We start from the raw sequence: 18,979 nt of genomic DNA, 5'->3' as shown, positions 1-18,979 counted from the left end.
GGCGGACTCCACTCGAACAAAAGTCGATAAATGACAAAGGCTGAAACATTCATGATTGTTGACGCACATCGACAAGACCCTATGCAAAGGGTGACGTGCGAATTGCTATCTGCAATTTTTACCCGATCAGGATCCATTGAAACGATCAGGACCGCGGATCATAGCGTAAACTGAGAAAGAGATCTTCTGTTTCTCACAGATTCTTCCCGATTTATCCACAGGATGATCCAGAATCGGCTAAGTGTAAACGATCCTGGAGAAGTGCTGCAGGTTTTAGCGCGCATATTGAAAAAATTAATGAGTAAAGATGCTTTACTGCTTAAACGATCTAATAAAGATCCCGTGCGATCCTTGCGCTTTATCCACCAGCCCGTATAATTCTTACCCCCAGCGAGTAACGGTCGCCTTACGGCGTCAACGCTGCCTGTTTTTTACGCGAAACCATGCGGAAAAAAGCGGGAAATAAGGAAAGAGAATTGACTCCGGAGTGTACAATTATTACAATCCGGCCTCTTTAATCACCCACACTGTGGCGTAAGTCGTTCGAAATTCGTTCGGGTATACGCAAAAGTCAGTGAATTTATTCAAGTTTAGGTAGAAATCGCCATGAAACGCACTTTTCAACCGTCTGTACTGAAGCGCAACCGTTCTCACGGCTTCCGTGCTCGTATGGCTAATAAAAATGGTCGTCAGGTTCTGGCACGTCGTCGTGCTAAAGGCCGTTCTCGTCTGACCGTTTCTAAGTAATAAAAGCTAGCCCCTGAGTGGTTAAGCTCGCATTTCCCAGGGAGTTACGTTTGTTAACTCCCACTCATTTCACATTCGTCTTCCAGCAGCCACAACGGGCTGGCACGCCGCAAATCACCATCCTCGGCCGCCTGAATTCGCTGGGGCATCCCCGTATCGGTCTTACAGTCGCCAAGAAAAATGTTAAGCGTGCGCATGAACGCAATCGGATTAAACGTCTGACGCGTGAAAGCTTCCGTTTACGTCAGCACGAGCTTCCAGCAATGGATTTCGTGGTGGTGGCGAAAAAAGGGGTTGCTGACCTCGATAACCGTGCTCTCTCGGAAGCGTTGGAAAAATTATGGCGTCGCCATTGTCGCCTGGCTCGCGGGTCCTGATAGCCCTCATTCGGGTCTATCAACGCCTGATCAGTCCGCTGCTTGGGCCGCATTGCCGTTTCACTCCAACCTGTTCGAGCTACGGAATTGAGGCATTGCGCAGGTTTGGAGTGATAAAAGGCAGTTGGTTGACGGTGAAACGCGTATTAAAATGCCACCCTTTACACCCTGGTGGTGACGATCCCGTCCCGCCCGGACCATTTGATACCAGAGAACACTAACGATGGATTCGCAACGCAATCTTTTAGTCATCGCTTTGCTGTTCGTGTCTTTCATGATCTGGCAAGCCTGGGAGCAGGATAAAAACCCGCAACCTCAGGCCCAACAGACCACGCAGACAACGACCACCGCAGCGGGTAGCGCCGCAGACCAGGGCGTACCGGCCAGTGGCCAGGGGAAACTGATTACGGTTAAAACTGACGTGCTTGATCTGACCATCAACACCCGTGGTGGTGATGTGGAACAGGCTTCACTGCCAGCTTACCCGAAAGAACTCGGTTCTACCGAACCGTTCCAGTTACTGGAAACCACGCCACAGTTCATCTACCAGGCACAGAGTGGCCTGACAGGTCGTGACGGCCCGGATAACCCGGCTAACGGCCCACGTCCGCTGTACAACGTCGATAAAGACGCGTTTGTACTGGCTGACGGTCAGAACGAACTGCAGATCCCGATGACCTATACTGACGCAGCGGGTAACACATTCACTAAAACGTTTGTACTCAAGCGTGGTGAATATGCTGTCAACGTTAACTACAGCGTGCAGAACGCCGGCGAAAAACCGCTGGAAGTCTCCACCTTTGGTCAGCTGAAGCAATCCATCAATCTGCCATCTCATCGCGACACCGGTAGCAGCAACTTTGCGCTGCACACCTTCCGTGGCGCGGCGTACTCCACGCCGGATGAGAAGTATGAGAAATACAAATTCGACACCATTGCTGAAAACGAAAACCTGAACGTCAATGCTAAAGACGGCTGGGTCGCAATGCTGCAACAGTATTTCGCAACGGCATGGGTTCCGCGTAACGACGGCACCAACAACTTCTATACCGCTAACCTGGGTAACGGCATTGCCGCTATCGGCTATAAATCACAGCCGGTACTGGTACAGCCAGGCCAGACTGGCGCGATGACCAGCACCCTGTGGGTCGGCCCGGAAATTCAGGATAAAATGGCGGCCGTTGCACCGCACCTGGATCTGACCGTGGATTACGGCTGGTTGTGGTTCATTTCTCAGCCGCTGTTTAAACTGCTGAAGTGGATCCATAGCTTCCTGGGTAACTGGGGCTTCTCCATCATCGTTATCACCTTTATCGTTCGTGGCATCATGTACCCGCTGACCAAAGCGCAGTACACCTCCATGGCGAAGATGCGTATGCTGCAGCCGAAGATTCAGGCTATGCGTGAGCGTCTGGGCGATGACAAACAGCGTCAGAGCCAGGAAATGATGGCCCTGTACAAAGCTGAGAAGGTTAACCCACTGGGCGGCTGCTTCCCGCTGATCATCCAGATGCCAATCTTCCTGGCGTTGTACTACATGCTGATGGGCTCCATTGAACTGCGTCATGCGCCATTCGCTCTGTGGATCCATGACCTGTCTGCACAGGACCCGTACTACATCCTGCCGATTCTGATGGGCGTGACGATGTTCTTCATTCAGAAGATGTCTCCGACCACTGTAACCGACCCGATGCAGCAGAAGATCATGACCTTTATGCCGGTCATCTTCACCGTGTTCTTCCTGTGGTTCCCGTCAGGTCTGGTGCTGTACTATATCGTCAGCAACCTGGTAACCATTATTCAGCAGCAGCTGATTTACCGTGGTCTGGAGAAACGTGGCCTGCATAGCCGCGAGAAGAAAAACTCCTGATTCGGTGTAGGCCGGATTAGGCGAAGCCGCCATCCGGCAAACGGAACATAAAGTAAAGGGCGGTCATTAGACCGCCTTTTTTATTGCATTAAGAAGAGACAAACCATGAGCCATAACGACACCATCGTCGCTCAGGCCACCCCACCGGGACGTGGTGGCGTGGGTATCCTGCGTATCTCCGGCCTGAAGGCGCGTGAGGTCGCAGAAACCGTACTGGGGAAACTGCCCAAACCGCGTTATGCCGATTATCTGCCGTTTAAAGACGCGGATGGCAGCGCGCTGGATCAGGGGATTGCCCTGTGGTTCCCCGGCCCAAACTCCTTTACCGGCGAAGACGTTTTAGAGCTTCAGGGCCACGGCGGTCCGGTGATTCTTGACCTGCTGCTCAAACGTATTCTGACCATTCCCGGGCTGCGCATTGCCAGACCGGGTGAATTCTCCGAGCGAGCGTTTCTCAATGATAAGCTCGATTTAGCCCAGGCCGAGGCGATTGCCGACCTGATCGATGCCAGCTCAGAGCAAGCCGCTCGCTCGGCGCTGAACTCGTTGCAGGGCGCATTTTCCGCACGGGTAAATCATCTTGTGGAAGCGCTCACTCACCTGCGCATCTATGTTGAAGCAGCGATCGACTTCCCGGATGAAGAAATCGACTTCCTGTCTGACGGCAAGATTGAAGCGCAACTCAACAACGTTATCAGCGATCTTGATGCCGTGCGTGCGGAAGCGCGTCAGGGCAGCCTGCTGCGCGAAGGGATGAAGGTGGTGATTGCCGGGCGTCCAAACGCCGGGAAATCAAGCCTGCTGAACGCGCTGGCTGGCCGTGAGGCGGCCATTGTCACCGATATCGCCGGGACTACCCGCGACGTGCTGCGTGAGCATATTCATATCGACGGCATGCCGCTACACATCATCGACACCGCCGGTTTGCGCGATGCCAGCGACGAAGTTGAACGCATCGGTATCGAACGTGCCTGGCAGGAAATTGAACAGGCCGACCGTGTACTGTTTATGGTTGATGGCACCACCACTGACGCCGTGGACCCGGCAAATATCTGGCCAGACTTTATTGCCCGTCTGCCAGCCAAACTGCCGATCACCGTGGTGCGTAACAAAGCGGATATTACCGGTGAGACGCTGGGCCTTAGCGAAGTAAATGGCCACTCACTGGTTCGCCTCTCCGCGCGTACCGGTGAAGGCGTTGACGTACTGCGTAATCATCTCAAACAGAGCATGGGCTTTGAAACCAATATGGAAGGCGGCTTCCTGGCCCGTCGTCGTCACCTGCAGGCGCTGGCAGAAGCGGCGGAGCATCTCGAGCAGGGTAAAGCCCAACTGCTCGGAGCATGGGCCGGAGAATTGCTGGCTGAGGAGCTACGCCTGGCGCAGCAGAACCTCAGTGAGATCACCGGAGAATTTACCTCCGACGATCTGCTGGGACGGATTTTCTCCAGCTTCTGTATTGGTAAGTAACGTTGTGTTGCCCGGTGGCGCGATGCTAACCGGGCCTACAGGCCCCGTAGGCCGGATAAGGCATTTACGCCGCCATCCGGCAACAACTATTTCCCATGTGGAAATCACTGTTGTCCAAATGGCAACTCGTGCAGTTGACTCTCTGACCGTATGCTTAGCGCCACATTTCTTATGAGGTCGCTATGACACGCTTTCTAATCTGCAGTTTCGCCCTGGTTCTTCTTTATCCTGCCGGTATTGATATGTATCTGGTGGGGCTGCCCCGTATTGCTGCCGATTTACAGGCCAGCGAGGCGCAACTGCATATCGCGTTTTCGGTTTATCTGGCAGGAATGGCGACGGCGATGCTGTTCGCCGGTAAAATTGCCGACCAGTCAGGTCGCAAACCGGTCGCCATAGTCGGCGCACTCATCTTTATTTTCGCCTCTGCGCTATGTTCTTTCGCCGAAAGCGGTACGCCATTCCTCATAGGTCGTTTTATTCAGGGCGTAGGTGCGGGCTGTTGCTACGTGGTGGCTTTCGCTATCCTGCGCGATACGCTCGACGATCGCCGCCGGGCGAAGGTACTGTCGCTGTTGAACGGAATTACCTGTATTGTGCCGGTATTGGCTCCAGTGATGGGGCATCTGATCATGCTCAAATACCCGTGGCAGAGCCTGTTCTACACGATGATGGGAATGGGTGTGGCTGTTTGCCTGCTGTCGGTGTTTGTCCTGCGAGAATCGCGCCCAGCAACGCTTATGGCGACGACGGAAAAGAACCACACAACCGAATCACTGGTAAACCGCTTTTTCTTAAGCCGTCTGGCCATTACCACCCTCAGCGTATCGGTGATCCTGACCTTCGTGAACACGTCTCCGGTGCTGCTGATGGAAGTGATGGGCTTCGACCGTGGTGAGTACGCCACCACGATGGCCATGACCGCAGGCATCAGTATGGCGGTCTCTTTCTCTACGCCATTTGCTCTGAGCGTATTTAAGCCTCGCGTTCTGATGCTGACCTCACAGGTGCTATTTCTGTGTGCCGGCGTGGTGTTAACCCTTGCCACTTCACACGCAGTAACGCTTTTCGGGCTGACGTTAATCTGCGCTGGATTCTCGGTCGGCTTCGGTGTTGCGATGAGCCAGGCGCTTGGGCCGTTCTCGCTGCGCGCGGGCGTCGCCAGCTCGGCATTAGGTATTGCCCAGGTTTGCGGTTCCTCGCTGTGGATTTGGCTGGCGGCGGTTCTTGGCCTTGATGCGCTGAATATGCTGATCGGGATTCTGATTGGCTGTAGCATAGTGAGTATCATGCTGATTATCACTGTTGCACCTAACCGGTCCGCGCCAACTCATGAAGAAATCCCTCAGCAGTCTTGATCTTAATTTATTGCTCTGTCTGCAGCTGTTGATGCAGGAACGCAGCGTCACTAAAACCGCCAAACGGATGAACGTCACACCGTCGGCGGTCAGTAAGTCGCTGTCGAAGCTGCGGACCTGGTTTGATGATCCCTTGTTTGTGAACACCCCGCTGGGGCTATCGCCGACGCCGCTGATGGTCAGCATGGAGCAGAGCCTTGCTGAATGGATGCAGATGGGCAATCAGTTGCTCGATAAGCCGCACCATGAGTCTCCACGCGGGCTGAAGTTTGATCTGGCGGCCGAAACGCCGTTAGTGATGATCATGTTCAATGTGCTCTCCCAGCAGATTTATCAGCGCTATCCCCAGGCAACAATCAAAATACGCAACTGGGACTATGATTCGCTGGATGCCATTATTCGCGGTGAAGTGGATATTGGCTTTACCGGGCGCGAAAGCCATCCGCGCTCGCGCGAACTGCTGAGTTTGTTGCCATTGTCGATCGACCATGAAGTGCTGTTTTCCGATCTGCCCTGCGTCTGGCTACGTGAAGATCATCCCGCACTGCAGGAAGAGTGGAATCTGGACACCTTTCTGCGCTATCCGCACATCAGCATTAGCTGGGAGCAAAGCGATACATGGGCGCTGGATGAAGTCCTGCAAGAAATGGGACGCGCACGCAATATCGCGTTATGTCTGCCCGGTTTTGAGCAATCGCTGTTTATGGCCGCGCAGCCGGATCACGCGCTGATAGCCACCGCACCGGTCTATTGCCAGCGTTATAACCAACTCCACCAGCTTCCACTCGTTGCACGGCCAATGCCATTTGATACGGCGCAACTGGAAAAAATGCGCGTACCGTTCACTCTTCTTTGGCATAAACGCAACAGCCACAATCCTAAGATCGTCTGGCTAAAAGACACGATCAAGGCGCTTTATCGCGATATCTCCTGACGATCCTTCATTTTGGTGTTGCTAAATCGACCATTCTGGCAACAGAAATGTAAATATCGCGTAATGTCTCCCATTTTCGCTTAGTTTTTGGGCAGCAAAGCCTGCCCGGAAGCCGTGTAAATGTTACTCTGGTAATAATCACGGACCATTAATCACGGAGCGACAAATGGCGACACATTTTGCCAGAGGGATTCTTACGGAGGGACACCTGGTTTCAGCTCGCCTCCCTTCTCCATGTCATATCGAAGCAAGAGGTCTACCCGCTCATCGCCGGACACGTTTCCTGGCTTCCCGAAGTCTTCTCGCTGAACTGATGTTTATGCTTTACGGCACCAGCACGCTGCCCGAAATTGTTACTCAGGCCAAAGGTAAGCCCGTTTTTCGCGATAAGAACCTGCCGGGTTTTTCGATTTCCTACGCCGGGAATATCGTCGGTGTTGTGCTAACAACTGAAGGAACGTGCGGCCTGGATATGGAACTTCAGCGGGCCACCCGCGGGTTTCATAATCCAAATTCAGCGGAAACGTGGCGCTTCTCCAGTAACGAAAACCTGTGGATCAATAACCAAAACGACCCCAACGAAGCACGCGCGCAGCTCATTACATTGCGCCAGAGCGTACTCAAACTCACTGGCGATGTGTGCAATGACGATCCGCGTGAGCTCCAGCTTTTACCCGGCGCAGGGCGCCTGAAATGTGCCCATGTGGCGCAGGTTGAAGCCATTTGCGATGCGGAAGATGTACTGGTGTGGTCAGTTGCAGTTACGCCAACCATTGAAAAACTCAAGGTTTGGGAGTTTGATGGTAAACAGGACTGGAAAAGTTTGCCTGATATCCAGACTCGCGCCAATGAGCCAACGGGTCGTCTGATCCGGTTCTCTCAATTATGTGCAGCGAAGAGCCATACGCTTTGATTTAACCTTCATGATGAAACAGGAGTCACCATGTCTGAAACATTGAATGTTGTTACGTTACTGGGAAGTCTGCGCAAAGGTTCGTTTAATGGAATGGTTGCCCGTACGCTGCCCAAGATTGCTCCAGCGGGAATGGAAGTGAACGCGCTGCCGTCGATTGGTGATATCCCTCTGTACGATGCCGACCTCCAACAGGAAGAAGGTTTTCCGGCCAGCGTAGAAGCACTGGCTGAGCAAATCAGAAAGGCTGACGGTGTCGTCATCGTCACACCTGAATATAACTATTCTGTTCCGGGCGGACTGAAGAACGCCATCGACTGGCTGTCCCGCCTGCCCGATCAGCCATTATCGGGTAAGCCGGTGCTGATCCAGACCAGTTCTATGGGCGCTATTGGCGGCGCGCGCTGCCAGTATCATCTGCGTCAGATCCTGGTATTCCTCGACGCCATGGTAATGAACAAGCCGGAATTTATGGGCGGCGTCATTCAGAATAAAGTAGACCCGCAGACAGGTGAAGTGATCGACCAAAGCACGCTGGACCATCTGACCGGTCAACTGACCGCATTTGGCGACTACATTCAGCGCGTGAAAGCGTAAAAGAAAAAGCCCGGCGATATGCCGGGCTTGTTGATATATGGGCAAATAAACAGCGATTAGTGCGCGTCGATAAACACAATCTTCAGCACAAACAGCAGCGCGACAATGATGACGCACGGGCTGAGATCGCGGAAACGTCCGGTACCAATCTTCATCACGCAGTAAGAAATAAAGCCCAGCGCAATACCTTCGGTAATTGAGAAGCTAAAGGGCATCATCACGGCGGTAATAAACGCCGGAACCGCTTCTGTCAGGTCATCCCACTTAACGCGCGACAGGCTTGATGTCATCAGGACGCCAACGTAAATCAGCGCACCAGCGGCTGCATAACCCGGTACCATCCCCGCAAGCGGCGACAGGAAGATAACCAGCAAGAACAGCAGGCCAACGACCACGGCGGTCAGACCGGTACGTCCACCGACCGAAACCCCGGAAGAAGATTCGATATACGCAGTAACGGAAGAAGTCCCGATAAACGCCCCGGTAACCGACGACACGCTATCCACATACAGCGCTTGCTTCATGCGCGGGAATTTGCCCTTCGCATCCGCCAGACCGGCTTTATCCGTAACGCCAATCAGCGTACCGGAGGAGTCGAACAGGTTAACCAGCATGAAAGAGAAAATCACACCCGCCAGGCCAATGTTAAACGAACCGGCCAGGTCGACATGTCCGATAACGGACATCACGCTCGGTGGCGCAGAAACGATACCGTTGTAATGGACATCGCCCAGCATCCAGCCCAGTAGCGTGGTTACAATGATAGAAATCAGCACCGCTGCGTGAATGTTACGTGACGCCAGAATCGCGATGATAAAGAAGCCCAGGATACCGAGCAGTACGCTGTGGGACGTCAGGTTACCGATAGACACCAGCGTGTCTTTGTTGGCGACGATAACACCGGCGTTTTTCAGCCCCATCATGCCGATGAACAGACCAATACCGCTGGTGATCCCCACACGCAGGCTAACCGGGATATTGGCAATCATCCAGTAACGAACGCGGAAAATCGTCAGCAGCAGCAGACCAACAGCGCCCCAGAAGATAGCGCCCATACCAATCTGCCATGACAGCCCCATCGCGCCAACGACCACGAAAGCGAAGAATGCGTTCAGGCCCATAGCAGGCGCAAGTGCGACCGGCAGGTTGGCAAACAGGCCCATCAGGATGCTACCAAATGCAGCAATAAGGCAGGTGGTAACAAAGACAGCGCTGGTATCCATGCCAGCCACGCCAAGAATTTGCGGGTTAACAAAAACGATATACACCATCGTCAGGAAGGTCGTTAAACCGGCGATCACTTCGGTCCGTGCCGTCGTGCCATGTTCGCGCAGTTTGAACACGCGTTCCAGCATCCCCTGGCCAGAAGCCTGGGTTGTGTGTTGTTGACTCATTATCAATTTCCGAACAAGGAGGGAAAATTCGTCGCTATCCTATACCAAAATGCGACAATAGGGTTGGGTTATGAGCAACTTTTTTCATTGATTTTGCTTATACGGCAACGATTGCGTCGCCCAATAATGCATTACGAAAACGTTAAACTTGTTAAAACGGAAATGACATGTCCCAGATAGAAGCCGTATTTTTTGACTGTGACGGTACCCTTGTCGACAGTGAAGTGATTTGTTCTCGCGCGTATGTCAGCATGTTCCAGGCGTTTGGCATTACGCTCGATCTTGAAGAAATTTTCAAACGCTTCAAGGGGGTAAAGCTGTACGAGATCATCGACATTATCAACGAAGAGCACGGTGTCGAACTGGCAAAAGCCGATTTAGAACCGGTTTACCGCGCTGAGGTCGCACGTCTGTTCGATACGGAACTGGAGGTGATTGCCGGTGCCAATGCGCTACTGGACAGCATGGCCGTACCAATGTGTGTGGTCTCTAACGGTCCAGTCAGCAAAATGCAGCATTCGCTGGGTAAGCTGGGCATGTTGCACCATTTCCCTGATTTACTGTTCAGCGGCTACGATATTCAGCGTTGGAAGCCCGATCCGGCCCTGATGTTCCATGCGGCGAAAGCGATGGACGTTAACGTTGAGAACTGCATTCTGGTTGATGATTCCAGCGCAGGTGCGCAGGCGGGGATTGCCGCCGGGATGGAAGTGTTCTACTTCTGCGCCGATCCGCATAACAAACCGATCGATCATCCAAAAGTGACGACGTTTACCGAACTGGCACAGTTGCCGGAATTGTGGAAAGCGCGGGGTTGGAATATCGTCGAATAAACAGTAGGCCCGATAAGCAAAGCGCCATCAGGCGAATGGCGCAGAATGCCGGATGCGGCGTAACACCTTATCCGGCCTACAATAGCGATGCCGGGGGATCCCGGCGAACGCAACAAGCTGCTTATTCCTTCGGATCTTTGCCCGCCAGCAGCTTATCCAGCTCATCCCCGCCCACGTGACGGAAGTCTTGTCCCTTCACGAAGTAGAAGATGTATTCGCAGATATTCTGGCAGCGGTCACCGATACGTTCGATGGAACGTGCGCAGAACAGCGCGGTCAGCACGCTTGGAATGGTACGTGGGTCTTCCATCATATAGGTCATCAGCTGACGCACGATGCCTTCATATTCCTGGTCAACTTTCTTATCTTCGCGATAAATACGCACTGCTTCGTCCAGATCCATACGCGCAAACGCATCCAGCACGTCATGCAGCATTTGTACGGTGTGGCGGCCCAGTGATTCAAGGCTTACCAGCAGCGGCTGGTGCTGTTGCGAGAACTTCTCCAGCGCGGTACGGCAAATTTTGTCCGCCACGTCGCCAATACGTTCCAGCTCAGCGATGGTTTTGATAATCGCCATCACCAGACGCAGGTCGCTCGCTGTCGGTTGACGCTTGGCGATGATACGCACGCAGGCTTCGTCGATCGCCACTTCCATCATGTTGACGTTCTTATCGCCTTCAATGACGCGTTTTGCCAGCTCGCTGTCCTGGTTGTGCATCGCCGTGATTGCATCAGAAAGCTGCTGCTCGACCATGCCGCCCATGGTCATCACCTGGGTACGGATGCTTTCCAGCTCTGCATTGAACTGGCCGGAAATATGTTTATTAAGGTTAAGGTTATCCACAACAAGCTCCTGAATCAGCCGTAACGACCGGTGATGTAATCTTCAGTTTGTTTCTTCGCGGGCTTGGTGAACAGATCGTCCGTGTTGCTGAACTCAATCAACTCGCCCAGGTACATAAATGCCGTGTGATCGGAACAACGCGCAGCCTGCTGCATGTTGTGGGTAACGATAACGACGGTGTAATCCTCTTTCAGCTCAGTGATCAGCTCTTCGATACGCCCGGTAGAAATAGGGTCGAGCGCTGAACATGGCTCATCAAGCAGAAGCACTTCCGGGCGAATGGCGATACCACGCGCAATACACAGACGCTGCTGCTGACCACCCGAGAGAGAGTACCCGCTCTGGTGTAATTTATCTTTGGTTTCGTTCCACAATGCGGCCTTGGTCAATGCCCACTGCACACGCTCGTCCATATCCGCACGCGAGAGTTTCTCAAACAGACGTACGCCAAAAGCAATGTTGTCGTAGATGGACATCGGGAACGGCGTCGGCTTCTGGAATACCATGCCCACTTTGGCACGCAGCAGAGCGATATCCTGGGTATTGGTGAGAATATTGTCGCCATCCAGCAGGATTTCACCTTCCGCACGCTGCTCCGGGTACAGTTCAAACATTTTGTTGAACGTACGCAGCAGCGTCGATTTACCACAGCCTGACGGCCCGATAAACGCCGTTACCTGGTTTTTAGCAATATCCAGGTTGATGTTCTTCAGGGCATGGAATTTGCCATAGTAGAAGTTCAAATCACGAACCTGAATCTTACCCGGGGCAGTATCAACCATACTCATTTCAATCTCTTCCTCATCCGGCGCCGCATCAGCCACGCCGTAAAAATTAACCGTGTTTCTTCTTCGCGAAAATGACGCGCGCCAGAATGTTCAGCAGCAGTACGCACAAGGTAATAATCAGTACCCCGGCCCAGGCCAGTTGCTGCCACTCAGCAAACGGGCTCATCGCAAACTTAAAGATAGTGACCGGCAGGTTGGCGATAGGCTGCATCATGTCGGTGCTCCAGAACTGATTGGAGAGCGACGTAAACAGCAGCGGAGCCGTTTCACCTGCGATACGAGCAATCGCTAACAGAACGCCTGTAATGATCCCCGAGACAGACGCCTTCAGGGTGATTGCAGAAATCATCTTCCATTTCGGCGTACCCAGTGCATAGGCAGCTTCACGCAGGCTATCCGGCACCAGCTTGAGCATGTTCTCCGTGGTACGAATAACAATGGGCACCTGCAGCAGCGCCAGCGCGATAACGCCCGCCCAGCCAGAGAAGTGTTCCATTTTTGCGACCACAATGGTGTAAACGAACAGACCGACTACGATTGATGGCGCAGACAGCAGAATGTCATTGATAAAGCGGATAACCTCAGCCAGCCAGGACTTACGTCCGTACTCTGCCAGGTAGATACCCGCCATAATGCCAAGCGGTGTACCAAACACGGTCGCCCACAGAATTAACAGTCCGCTACCGGCCAGGGCGTTCGCCAGACCACCACCCGCTGTATTCGGCGGAGGCGTCATTTCGGTGAACAGCGCCAGCGACATACCGTCAATACCACGGGTGATCGTGGACATCAGGATCCAAATGAGCCAGAACAGTCCGAACGCCATGGTCGCCATAGAGAGCGTCAGCGCGATGCGGTTCTTCAGACGGCGACGTGCCTGCATTTTACGGCGGGACTCCGCCAGCGCAGTGGTGTTTTGCATTTCAAGCGTAGCCATTAGCGTGCCCCCTCGTTCTTCGCAAGGCGCATGATCATGAACTTAGACGCCGCCAGTACGATGAAGGTGATCACAAACAGAATCAGACCCAGTTCCATCAACGCAGCAACGTGCAGGCCAGATTCCGCTTCGGCAAATTCATTCGCCAGCGCAGAGGTAATACTGTTGCCCGGCATGTACAGCGAGGCACTATCGAGCTGGTAGGTGTTACCAATGATAAAGGTGACCGCCATGGTTTCACCCAGCGCGCGGCCCAGACCCAGCATCACACCGCCGATCACACCATTTTTGGTGAACGGCAGGACGATACGCCAGATAACTTCCCAGGTGGTACAGCCGATGCCGTAGGCTGACTCTTTCATAAGCACCGGCGTTTGTTCGAACACATCACGCATAACCGCAGCAATGTACGGAATGATCATGATAGCGAGGATCACACCAGCCGCCAGAATACCGATACCAAACGCCGGGCCAGCGAACAGTGCGCCAACAAACGGAATGTTGGAAAGGATGTTTCCGACCGGCTCCTGGAAGTACGTCGCAAACAGCGGGGCAAAGATAAACAGGCCCCACATGCCGTATACGATACTCGGAATTGCTGCCAGCAGTTCAATAGCGATACCCAGCGGACGACGCAGCCAACCGGGTGCAAGTTCAGTCAGGAACAGCGCAATGCCGAAACTCACCGGAACGGCAATCAGCAATGCAATAAACGAGGTGACCAGCGTACCGTAAATCGGTACCAGCGCGCCGTAGATATCGTTCGGCGCATCCCAGTCTTTGGTCCACAAAAAGGAGAAACCAAATTTCTGTATGCTTGGCCAGGAGGAGATAACCAGAGAGACAATAATGCCACCCAACATCAATAGCACAATCAGCGCAGCCAGTTTTACCAGCGCGCTGAATATCATGTCACCCTTTTTACCCGGTGGGTTAAAAGCAGGCTTGGTTGCAGCCATAAATCACTCTTTAAGTTAAACGCGTTTACGAAATTGCCCTGCCGGATGGCGCTACGCTTATCCGGCCTACAAATTGGGCCTACAGTCGGAACTGTAGGGCGGATAAGCGTAGCGCCATCCGCCAACTCGTTAAAGATATTCTATTAGTACAGCGCTTTACCGCTGCTGTCTTTCACGTTGGTCTTCCATGCAGCACGAATCTGCTCAACCACGCTGTCCGGCAGGCTGGCGTAATCCAGGTCATTAGCCTGTTTGCCACCATTTTTATATGCCCAATCGAAGAATTTCAGCACTTCAACGCCCTGCTCAGGCTTCTTCTGCTCTTTATGGACCAGGATGAAGGTGGTGGAAGTGATTGGCCACGCATCGTCACCTTTCTGGTTCGTCAGATCCTGAGCGAAGGTTTTGCTCCAGTCAGCGCCTTTAGCGGCGTTGGCAAAGTTTTCTTCGGTCGGGCTTACCGGTTTACCATCAGCAGAGACCAGCTTGGTGTACGCCAGGTTGTTCTGCTTAGCGTAAGCGTACTCAACGTAACCGATAGAACCCGGCAGACGCTGTACGAACGCGGCGATACCGTCGTTACCTTTACCGCCCAGACCGGTCGGCCAGTTAACGGTAGAGCCGGAACCAATTTTAGATTTCCACTCTTCGTTCACTTTCGCCAGGTAGCTAGTGAAGACGAAGGAAGTACCAGAACCATCAGCGCGACGCACAACGGCGATATTTTGCGAAGGCAGCTTCAGACCTGGGTTCAGTTTGGTGATGGCTTCGTCATCCCACTTCTTAATTTTACCGAGGTAGATGTCGCCCAGCGTTTTACCGTCAAGCACCAGCTCGCCGGATTTCAGTCCAGGGATATTCACCGCCAGCACCACACCGCCGATAACGGTCGGGAACTGGAACAGGCCTTCTTGTGCCAGTTTCTCGTCAGACAGCGGTGCATCAGAAGCGCCGAAATCAACGGTATTGGCCGTAATTTGTTTTACACCACCGGAGGAGCCGATACCCTGGTAGTTTACTTTGCTACCGGTCTCTTTCTGATAGGTATCTGCCCATTTGGCATACACTGGCGCAGGGAAGGTTGCACCTGCACCTGTCAGGCTCGCTGCTGCAAACGCAGAGAACGCGCTCATGGATAAGGTCGCGGCGACAACAGTTGCGACAGTGGTACGCATAACTTTCATAATGTCTCCTGCACGGTTTTCGTAAATCGTTGTTTGAGTTGCTACTGTGAGCAAAATAGGACAAACAGGTGACAGTTAAATGTACGAAATATGACAGTTTTATGACAATGAAAAACACGGGAAGTTATTTGTCTAAAAATACATTTAAAACAAAACGTTAACCATTACCATGACAATAACATTTCGCTAAAATTTTCTTTTTATGACACTGCAAACAGTAGCTGAAGATGACGGTTTGTCACATAAAACAGGCGGGATAATTGATTAAAAACAGAACAAGTTTAAAAAAATGCCCCGCTCATAGCAGGGCATTTTCAGTTCAGTTAGGTACGGATTACTCTACGGTAACCGACTTCGCCAGGTTACGCGGCTGATCCACGTCGGTGCCTTTAATCAGCGCCACATGATACGCCAGCAGCTGCAGCGGAACGGTATAGAAGATCGGTGCAATCACCTCTTCCACATGCGGCATCTCAATGATGTGCATATTTTCGCTGCTGGTAAAGCCAGCATCCTGGTCAGCAAAGACGTACAGTTGACCACCACGGGCGCGAACTTCTTCAATGTTGGACTTCAGTTTTTCCAGCAGTTCGTTGTTCGGCGCAACCACGATAACCGGCATATCGGCATCAATCAGCGCCAGCGGACCGTGTTTCAGTTCGCCTGCGGCATATGCTTCAGCGTGAATATACGAGATCTCTTTCAGCTTCAGCGCGCCTTCCAGCGCAATCGGGTACTGATCGCCACGGCCCAGGAACAGCGCATGGTGTTTATCAGAGAAACCTTCAGCCAGAGCGGCAATGCGTTTGTCCTGAGACAGCATCTGCTCAATACGGCTCGGCAGCGCCTGCAGACCGTGAACGATTTCCTGCTCAATAGCCACATCCAGGCCTTTCAGACGAGACAGTTTCGCCACCAGCATCAGCAGAACGGTCAGCTGAGTGGTAAATGCTTTCGTGGAGGCCACGCCGATTTCGGTACCGGCATTGGTCATCATCGCCAGGTCGGATTCGCGCACCAGAGAAGAGCCCGGTACGTTACAAATAGCCAGCGAACCCAGATAGCCCAACTCTTTGGATAAGCGCAGACCCGCCAGGGTATCTGCCGTTTCACCAGACTGGGAAAGAGTGATCATCAGGCTGTTACGACGCACGGCGGATTTGCGATAGCGGAATTCGGAAGCAATTTCGACATCACAAGGAATGCCAGCCAACGATTCAAACCAGTAGCGGGACACCATACCGGAGTTGTACGACGTACCGCAGGCGATAATCTGGATATGCTCAACCTGAGACAGCAGCTCGTTGGCATGCGAACCCAGCTCGCTTAAATCCACTTCACCGTGGCTGATACGGCCGGTCAGCGTGTTTTTAATTGCGTTCGGCTGTTCGTAGATCTCTTTCTGCATGTAGTGGCGATAAATACCTTTTTCGCCCGCATCGTATTGCAGATTAGATTCGATATCCTGACGTTTAACTTCCGCGCCAGACTTGTCGAAAATAGAGACCGAACGACGGGTTACTTCCGCGATGTCGCCCTCTTCCAGGAAGATGAAGCGACGGGTTACCGGCAGCAGTGCCAGCTGATCGGAAGCGATAAAGTTCTCACCCATACCCAGACCAATCACCAGCGGGCTGCCAGAACGGGCCGCCAGCAGGGTTTCCGGGTTACGGGTATCCATGATCACCGTGCCGTAGGCACCGCGCAGCTGCGGAATAGTACGCAGCACGGCTTCACGTAACGTACCACCCTGTTCCAGCTCCCAGTGCACCAGGTGAGCAATTACTTCGGTGTCGGTTTCAGAAACAAAGGTGTAGCCACGCGTTTTCAACAGCTCACGCAGTGGTTCATGGTTTTCAATGATGCCGTTATGCACCACAACAATGTGTTCAGAAACATGGGGATGCGCGTTCGCTTCTGAAGGTTCACCGTGTGTCGCCCAGCGGGTGTGAGCAATACCAGTACCACCATGCAGCGGATGTTCTTCCGCAGCAGCAGTCAGCATCTGCACTTTACCCAGACGACGCAGACGGGTCATGTTGCCTTCAGCATCGACAACGGCCAGACCAGCAGAGTCATAACCACGATATTCCAGACGACGTAAACCTTCGAGAAGGATTTCAGCTACATCACGCTGCGCGATAGCGCCAACAATTCCACACATATTTTTTGATTCCGAATTTAGGCATTAGCCTGTCGTTGTCGGTCAACCTGATACCCGTATTTCGGGCGCCCCGAGCCTTGTAGAGAGTGGGGTTATTTTTATAGGTACTGCTTGTTGAGCGGAGGATTATATTATCCCCTCATCTCTTGTCTGCCTGATGGCGCTCACGCTTATCAGGCCTACAGAACGTCACCGCACGTAGGCCGCCATCCGGCAAAAATAAATTACTTCTTCTTCACCGGACGCTGCCAGCCCTGTTTATGGACCTGAGGTACACGGCTTAATACCAATTCGTTATCGGCGACATTACGCGTTACGGTGGTTCCTGCGGCAATCGTCGCACCTTTACCCACGGTGACAGGTGCCACCAGCTGAGTATCAGAACCCACAAACACATCATCACCAATAATGGTTTTAAACTTATTGGCACCATCGTAGTTGCAGGTGATCGTACCCGCGCCGATATTCACATTATCGCCAATTTCCGCATCGCCCAGATAGGTCAAATGACCAGCTTTAGAGCCTTTACCCAGACGCGCTTTTTTCATTTCGACGAAGTTACCCACGTGTGCGCCTTCCTGCAGCTCAGCACCCGGGCGCAGACGCGCGAATGGACCGATGGTGCAAGCGGCTTCCAGATGGGCATCTTCCACCACACTGTACGGGCTAAGCTCACAACCCTCACCAATCACGCTGTTTTTGATGATACAGCCAGCGCCAATCTTGACGCGATCCCCAACGGTTACGTTACCTTCAATGATAACGTTAGTATCAATTTCAACATCGCGCCCGTGAATCAGCGTACCGCGGAGATCAAAACGTGCAGGATCGCGCAGCATCACGCCCGCCAGCAGCAGTTTTTCTGCCTGCTCAGACTGATAAACACGTTCCAGACGGGATAACTGAAGGCGGTTATTTACCCCTTCCGTTTCACTGATTCGTGCCGGATGAACTGCCGCAATTTCACGTCCTTCCTGATACGCCATCGCGATGATATCGGTGATGTAGTATTCACCCTGCACGTTGTTGTTGGTCAGTTTAGACAGCCAACGCTTCATGTCAGCGCCGTTGGCAATCAGAATGCCAGTGTTGATTTCCTGGATTTGACGCTGCTCGTCGGTTGCATCTTTATGCTCAACAATACCAGTAACTTTGCCGTTATCACGGGTAATACGCCCATAGCCGGATGGGTCGTCCAGTTTTACCGTTAACAAACCGATACCACCCTGCGGTTTGGCTTCACGCAGGCGACGTAAGGTATCGGTAGAGATCAGCGGCACATCGCCATAGAGCATTAAAATGTCTTCATCATCACTAAAGAATGGCGCCGCCTGCTGCATTGCATGGCCGGTACCCAACTGCTCAGCCTGCAGAACCCAATTCAGATTGCCATCTTTCAGCGTTTGCTTAAGCAGATCGCCACCGTGTCCGTAGACAAGGTGTACATGAGTCGCACCTATTTCATTAGCTGCATCAATGACATGCTGAACCATCGGCTTTCCTGCGAGGGTGTGCAGCACTTTAGGAAGATCGGAATACATACGCGTGCCTTTGCCTGCGGCAAGGATCACAACGCTCATAGCATTATTCAACATACACGTCCTGAC

The 18,979-nt window shown here is 52.8% G+C and carries 18 protein-coding genes; 10 read left to right on the top strand and 8 right to left on the bottom strand.

The features are described 5' to 3' along the window. The first annotated feature begins 606 nt into the window (after window positions 1-606). The 9 genes from rpmH to GHC22_RS23445 all read left to right on the top strand — a co-directional run bounded on the left by rpmH (window position 607) and on the right by GHC22_RS23445 (window position 8,266). The gene (rpmH, locus tag GHC22_RS23485; protein WP_003023858.1) at window positions 607-747 is read left to right on the top strand and encodes a 50S ribosomal protein L34; all 141 of its coding nucleotides are present in this window, start codon (window positions 607-609) and stop codon (window positions 745-747) included. A gap of 17 nt (window positions 748-764) precedes the next feature. Next, window positions 765-1,124: a ribonuclease P protein component gene (gene rnpA, locus GHC22_RS23480; protein WP_003844432.1), complete on the top strand. Its 360-nt coding sequence runs from the start codon at window positions 765-767 to the stop codon at window positions 1,122-1,124. Further along, window positions 1,088-1,345, top strand: coding sequence for a membrane protein insertion efficiency factor YidD (gene yidD / locus GHC22_RS23475; protein WP_003023846.1), 258 nt, complete (start codon window positions 1,088-1,090; stop codon window positions 1,343-1,345). The genes rnpA and yidD overlap by 37 nt, the downstream gene beginning before the upstream one ends. Before the next feature lie 2 nt (window positions 1,346-1,347). Continuing rightward, entirely contained in the window at window positions 1,348-2,994 is a 1,647-nt protein-coding gene (gene yidC, locus GHC22_RS23470) for a membrane protein insertase YidC (RefSeq protein WP_125363078.1), read from the top strand. Window positions 2,995-3,099: 105 nt separating this feature from the next. Then, the gene (gene mnmE / locus GHC22_RS23465; RefSeq protein ID WP_153753944.1) at window positions 3,100-4,464 is read left to right on the top strand and encodes a tRNA uridine-5-carboxymethylaminomethyl(34) synthesis GTPase MnmE; all 1,365 of its coding nucleotides are present in this window, start codon (window positions 3,100-3,102) and stop codon (window positions 4,462-4,464) included. A gap of 182 nt (window positions 4,465-4,646) precedes the next feature. Continuing rightward, window positions 4,647-5,822, top strand: coding sequence for an MFS transporter (locus GHC22_RS23460; protein ID WP_008786546.1), 1,176 nt, complete (start codon window positions 4,647-4,649; stop codon window positions 5,820-5,822). Then, a complete protein-coding gene (gene yidZ, locus GHC22_RS23455; RefSeq protein WP_111466313.1) occupies window positions 5,797-6,756 on the top strand; it encodes an HTH-type transcriptional regulator YidZ in 960 nt (319 codons plus the stop codon). The genes GHC22_RS23460 and yidZ overlap by 26 nt, the downstream gene beginning before the upstream one ends. A 166-nt stretch (window positions 6,757-6,922) precedes the next feature. Continuing rightward, the gene (locus GHC22_RS23450; protein WP_111466312.1) at window positions 6,923-7,669 is read left to right on the top strand and encodes a 4'-phosphopantetheinyl transferase superfamily protein; all 747 of its coding nucleotides are present in this window, start codon (window positions 6,923-6,925) and stop codon (window positions 7,667-7,669) included. Between the two features lie 30 nt (window positions 7,670-7,699). Further along, window positions 7,700-8,266, top strand: coding sequence for an NADPH-dependent FMN reductase (locus GHC22_RS23445; RefSeq protein WP_003827046.1), 567 nt, complete (start codon window positions 7,700-7,702; stop codon window positions 8,264-8,266). A 56-nt stretch (window positions 8,267-8,322) separates the two neighbouring features. Here the strand turns inward: GHC22_RS23445 and adeP are convergent, their stop codons facing one another. After that, a complete protein-coding gene (gene adeP, locus GHC22_RS23440; protein ID WP_003827042.1) occupies window positions 8,323-9,660 on the bottom strand; it encodes an adenine permease AdeP in 1,338 nt (445 codons plus the stop codon). Window positions 9,661-9,827: 167 nt separating this feature from the next. Here adeP and yieH point away from each other — a divergent pair, with 167 nt between their 5' ends. Then, complete coding sequence (gene yieH, locus GHC22_RS23435) at window positions 9,828-10,493, top strand: 6-phosphogluconate phosphatase (RefSeq protein ID WP_153753943.1); 666 nt, start codon at window positions 9,828-9,830, stop codon at window positions 10,491-10,493. 121 nt (window positions 10,494-10,614) lie between these two features. On the opposite strand, the gene phoU is transcribed toward yieH, so the two are convergent. The 7 genes from phoU to glmU all read right to left on the bottom strand — a co-directional run bounded on the left by phoU (window position 10,615) and on the right by glmU (window position 18,967). Next, window positions 10,615-11,340: a phosphate signaling complex protein PhoU gene (gene phoU / locus GHC22_RS23430; RefSeq protein WP_003023824.1), complete on the bottom strand. Its 726-nt coding sequence runs from the start codon at window positions 11,338-11,340 to the stop codon at window positions 10,615-10,617. Window positions 11,341-11,354: 14 nt separating this feature from the next. Further along, window positions 11,355-12,128, bottom strand: a complete 774-nt coding sequence (pstB, locus tag GHC22_RS23425; RefSeq protein WP_003023821.1) for a phosphate ABC transporter ATP-binding protein PstB — start codon at window positions 12,126-12,128, stop codon at window positions 11,355-11,357. A 46-nt stretch (window positions 12,129-12,174) separates the two neighbouring features. Next, complete coding sequence (pstA, locus tag GHC22_RS23420; RefSeq protein WP_003827037.1) at window positions 12,175-13,065, bottom strand: phosphate ABC transporter permease PstA; 891 nt, start codon at window positions 13,063-13,065, stop codon at window positions 12,175-12,177. Then, window positions 13,065-14,024: a phosphate ABC transporter permease PstC gene (gene pstC / locus GHC22_RS23415; protein ID WP_008786549.1), complete on the bottom strand. Its 960-nt coding sequence runs from the start codon at window positions 14,022-14,024 to the stop codon at window positions 13,065-13,067. Before pstC ends, pstA begins: the two co-directional genes overlap by 1 nt. 143 nt (window positions 14,025-14,167) lie before the next feature. Beyond that, window positions 14,168-15,208 (bottom strand): phosphate ABC transporter substrate-binding protein PstS, encoded by a 1,041-nt coding sequence (pstS, locus tag GHC22_RS23410; RefSeq protein WP_003827033.1) that lies wholly within the window; start codon window positions 15,206-15,208, stop codon window positions 14,168-14,170. Window positions 15,209-15,542: 334 nt separating this feature from the next. Then, entirely contained in the window at window positions 15,543-17,372 is a 1,830-nt protein-coding gene (glmS, locus tag GHC22_RS23405; RefSeq protein WP_003827031.1) for a glutamine--fructose-6-phosphate transaminase (isomerizing), read from the bottom strand. A 224-nt stretch (window positions 17,373-17,596) separates the two neighbouring features. Further along, window positions 17,597-18,967, bottom strand: coding sequence for a bifunctional UDP-N-acetylglucosamine diphosphorylase/glucosamine-1-phosphate N-acetyltransferase GlmU (glmU, locus tag GHC22_RS23400; RefSeq protein ID WP_153753942.1), 1,371 nt, complete (start codon window positions 18,965-18,967; stop codon window positions 17,597-17,599). Window positions 18,968-18,979 lie beyond the last annotated feature (12 nt).

Source organism: Citrobacter sp. H12-3-2 (genome assembly GCF_009649895.1).
Lineage (GTDB): Bacteria > Pseudomonadota > Gammaproteobacteria > Enterobacterales > Enterobacteriaceae > Citrobacter > Citrobacter portucalensis.
The sequence above is the reverse complement of the archived record's forward strand: the minus strand, read 5'-3'. Positions and strand labels throughout refer to the sequence as shown.

Coding starts and splice junctions, on each gene's coding strand:
- pstS (WP_003827033.1), bottom strand. CDS start 15,208: ATGAAAGTTATGCGTACCACTGTCGCAACTGTTGTCGCCGCGACCTTA.
- yidZ (WP_111466313.1), top strand. CDS start 5,797: ATGAAGAAATCCCTCAGCAGTCTTGATCTTAATTTATTGCTCTGTCTG.
- GHC22_RS23445 (WP_003827046.1), top strand. CDS start 7,700: ATGTCTGAAACATTGAATGTTGTTACGTTACTGGGAAGTCTGCGCAAA.
- pstA (WP_003827037.1), bottom strand. CDS start 13,065: ATGGCTACGCTTGAAATGCAAAACACCACTGCGCTGGCGGAGTCCCGC.
- mnmE (WP_153753944.1), top strand. CDS start 3,100: ATGAGCCATAACGACACCATCGTCGCTCAGGCCACCCCACCGGGACGT.
- yidD (WP_003023846.1), top strand. CDS start 1,088: ATGGCGTCGCCATTGTCGCCTGGCTCGCGGGTCCTGATAGCCCTCATT.
- pstC (WP_008786549.1), bottom strand. CDS start 14,024: ATGGCTGCAACCAAGCCTGCTTTTAACCCACCGGGTAAAAAGGGTGAC.
- yidC (WP_125363078.1), top strand. CDS start 1,348: ATGGATTCGCAACGCAATCTTTTAGTCATCGCTTTGCTGTTCGTGTCT.
- glmS (WP_003827031.1), bottom strand. CDS start 17,372: ATGTGTGGAATTGTTGGCGCTATCGCGCAGCGTGATGTAGCTGAAATC.
- pstB (WP_003023821.1), bottom strand. CDS start 12,128: ATGAGTATGGTTGATACTGCCCCGGGTAAGATTCAGGTTCGTGATTTG.
- yieH (WP_153753943.1), top strand. CDS start 9,828: ATGTCCCAGATAGAAGCCGTATTTTTTGACTGTGACGGTACCCTTGTC.
- glmU (WP_153753942.1), bottom strand. CDS start 18,967: ATGTTGAATAATGCTATGAGCGTTGTGATCCTTGCCGCAGGCAAAGGC.
- GHC22_RS23450 (WP_111466312.1), top strand. CDS start 6,923: ATGGCGACACATTTTGCCAGAGGGATTCTTACGGAGGGACACCTGGTT.
- rpmH (WP_003023858.1), top strand. CDS start 607: ATGAAACGCACTTTTCAACCGTCTGTACTGAAGCGCAACCGTTCTCAC.
- GHC22_RS23460 (WP_008786546.1), top strand. CDS start 4,647: ATGACACGCTTTCTAATCTGCAGTTTCGCCCTGGTTCTTCTTTATCCT.
- adeP (WP_003827042.1), bottom strand. CDS start 9,660: ATGAGTCAACAACACACAACCCAGGCTTCTGGCCAGGGGATGCTGGAA.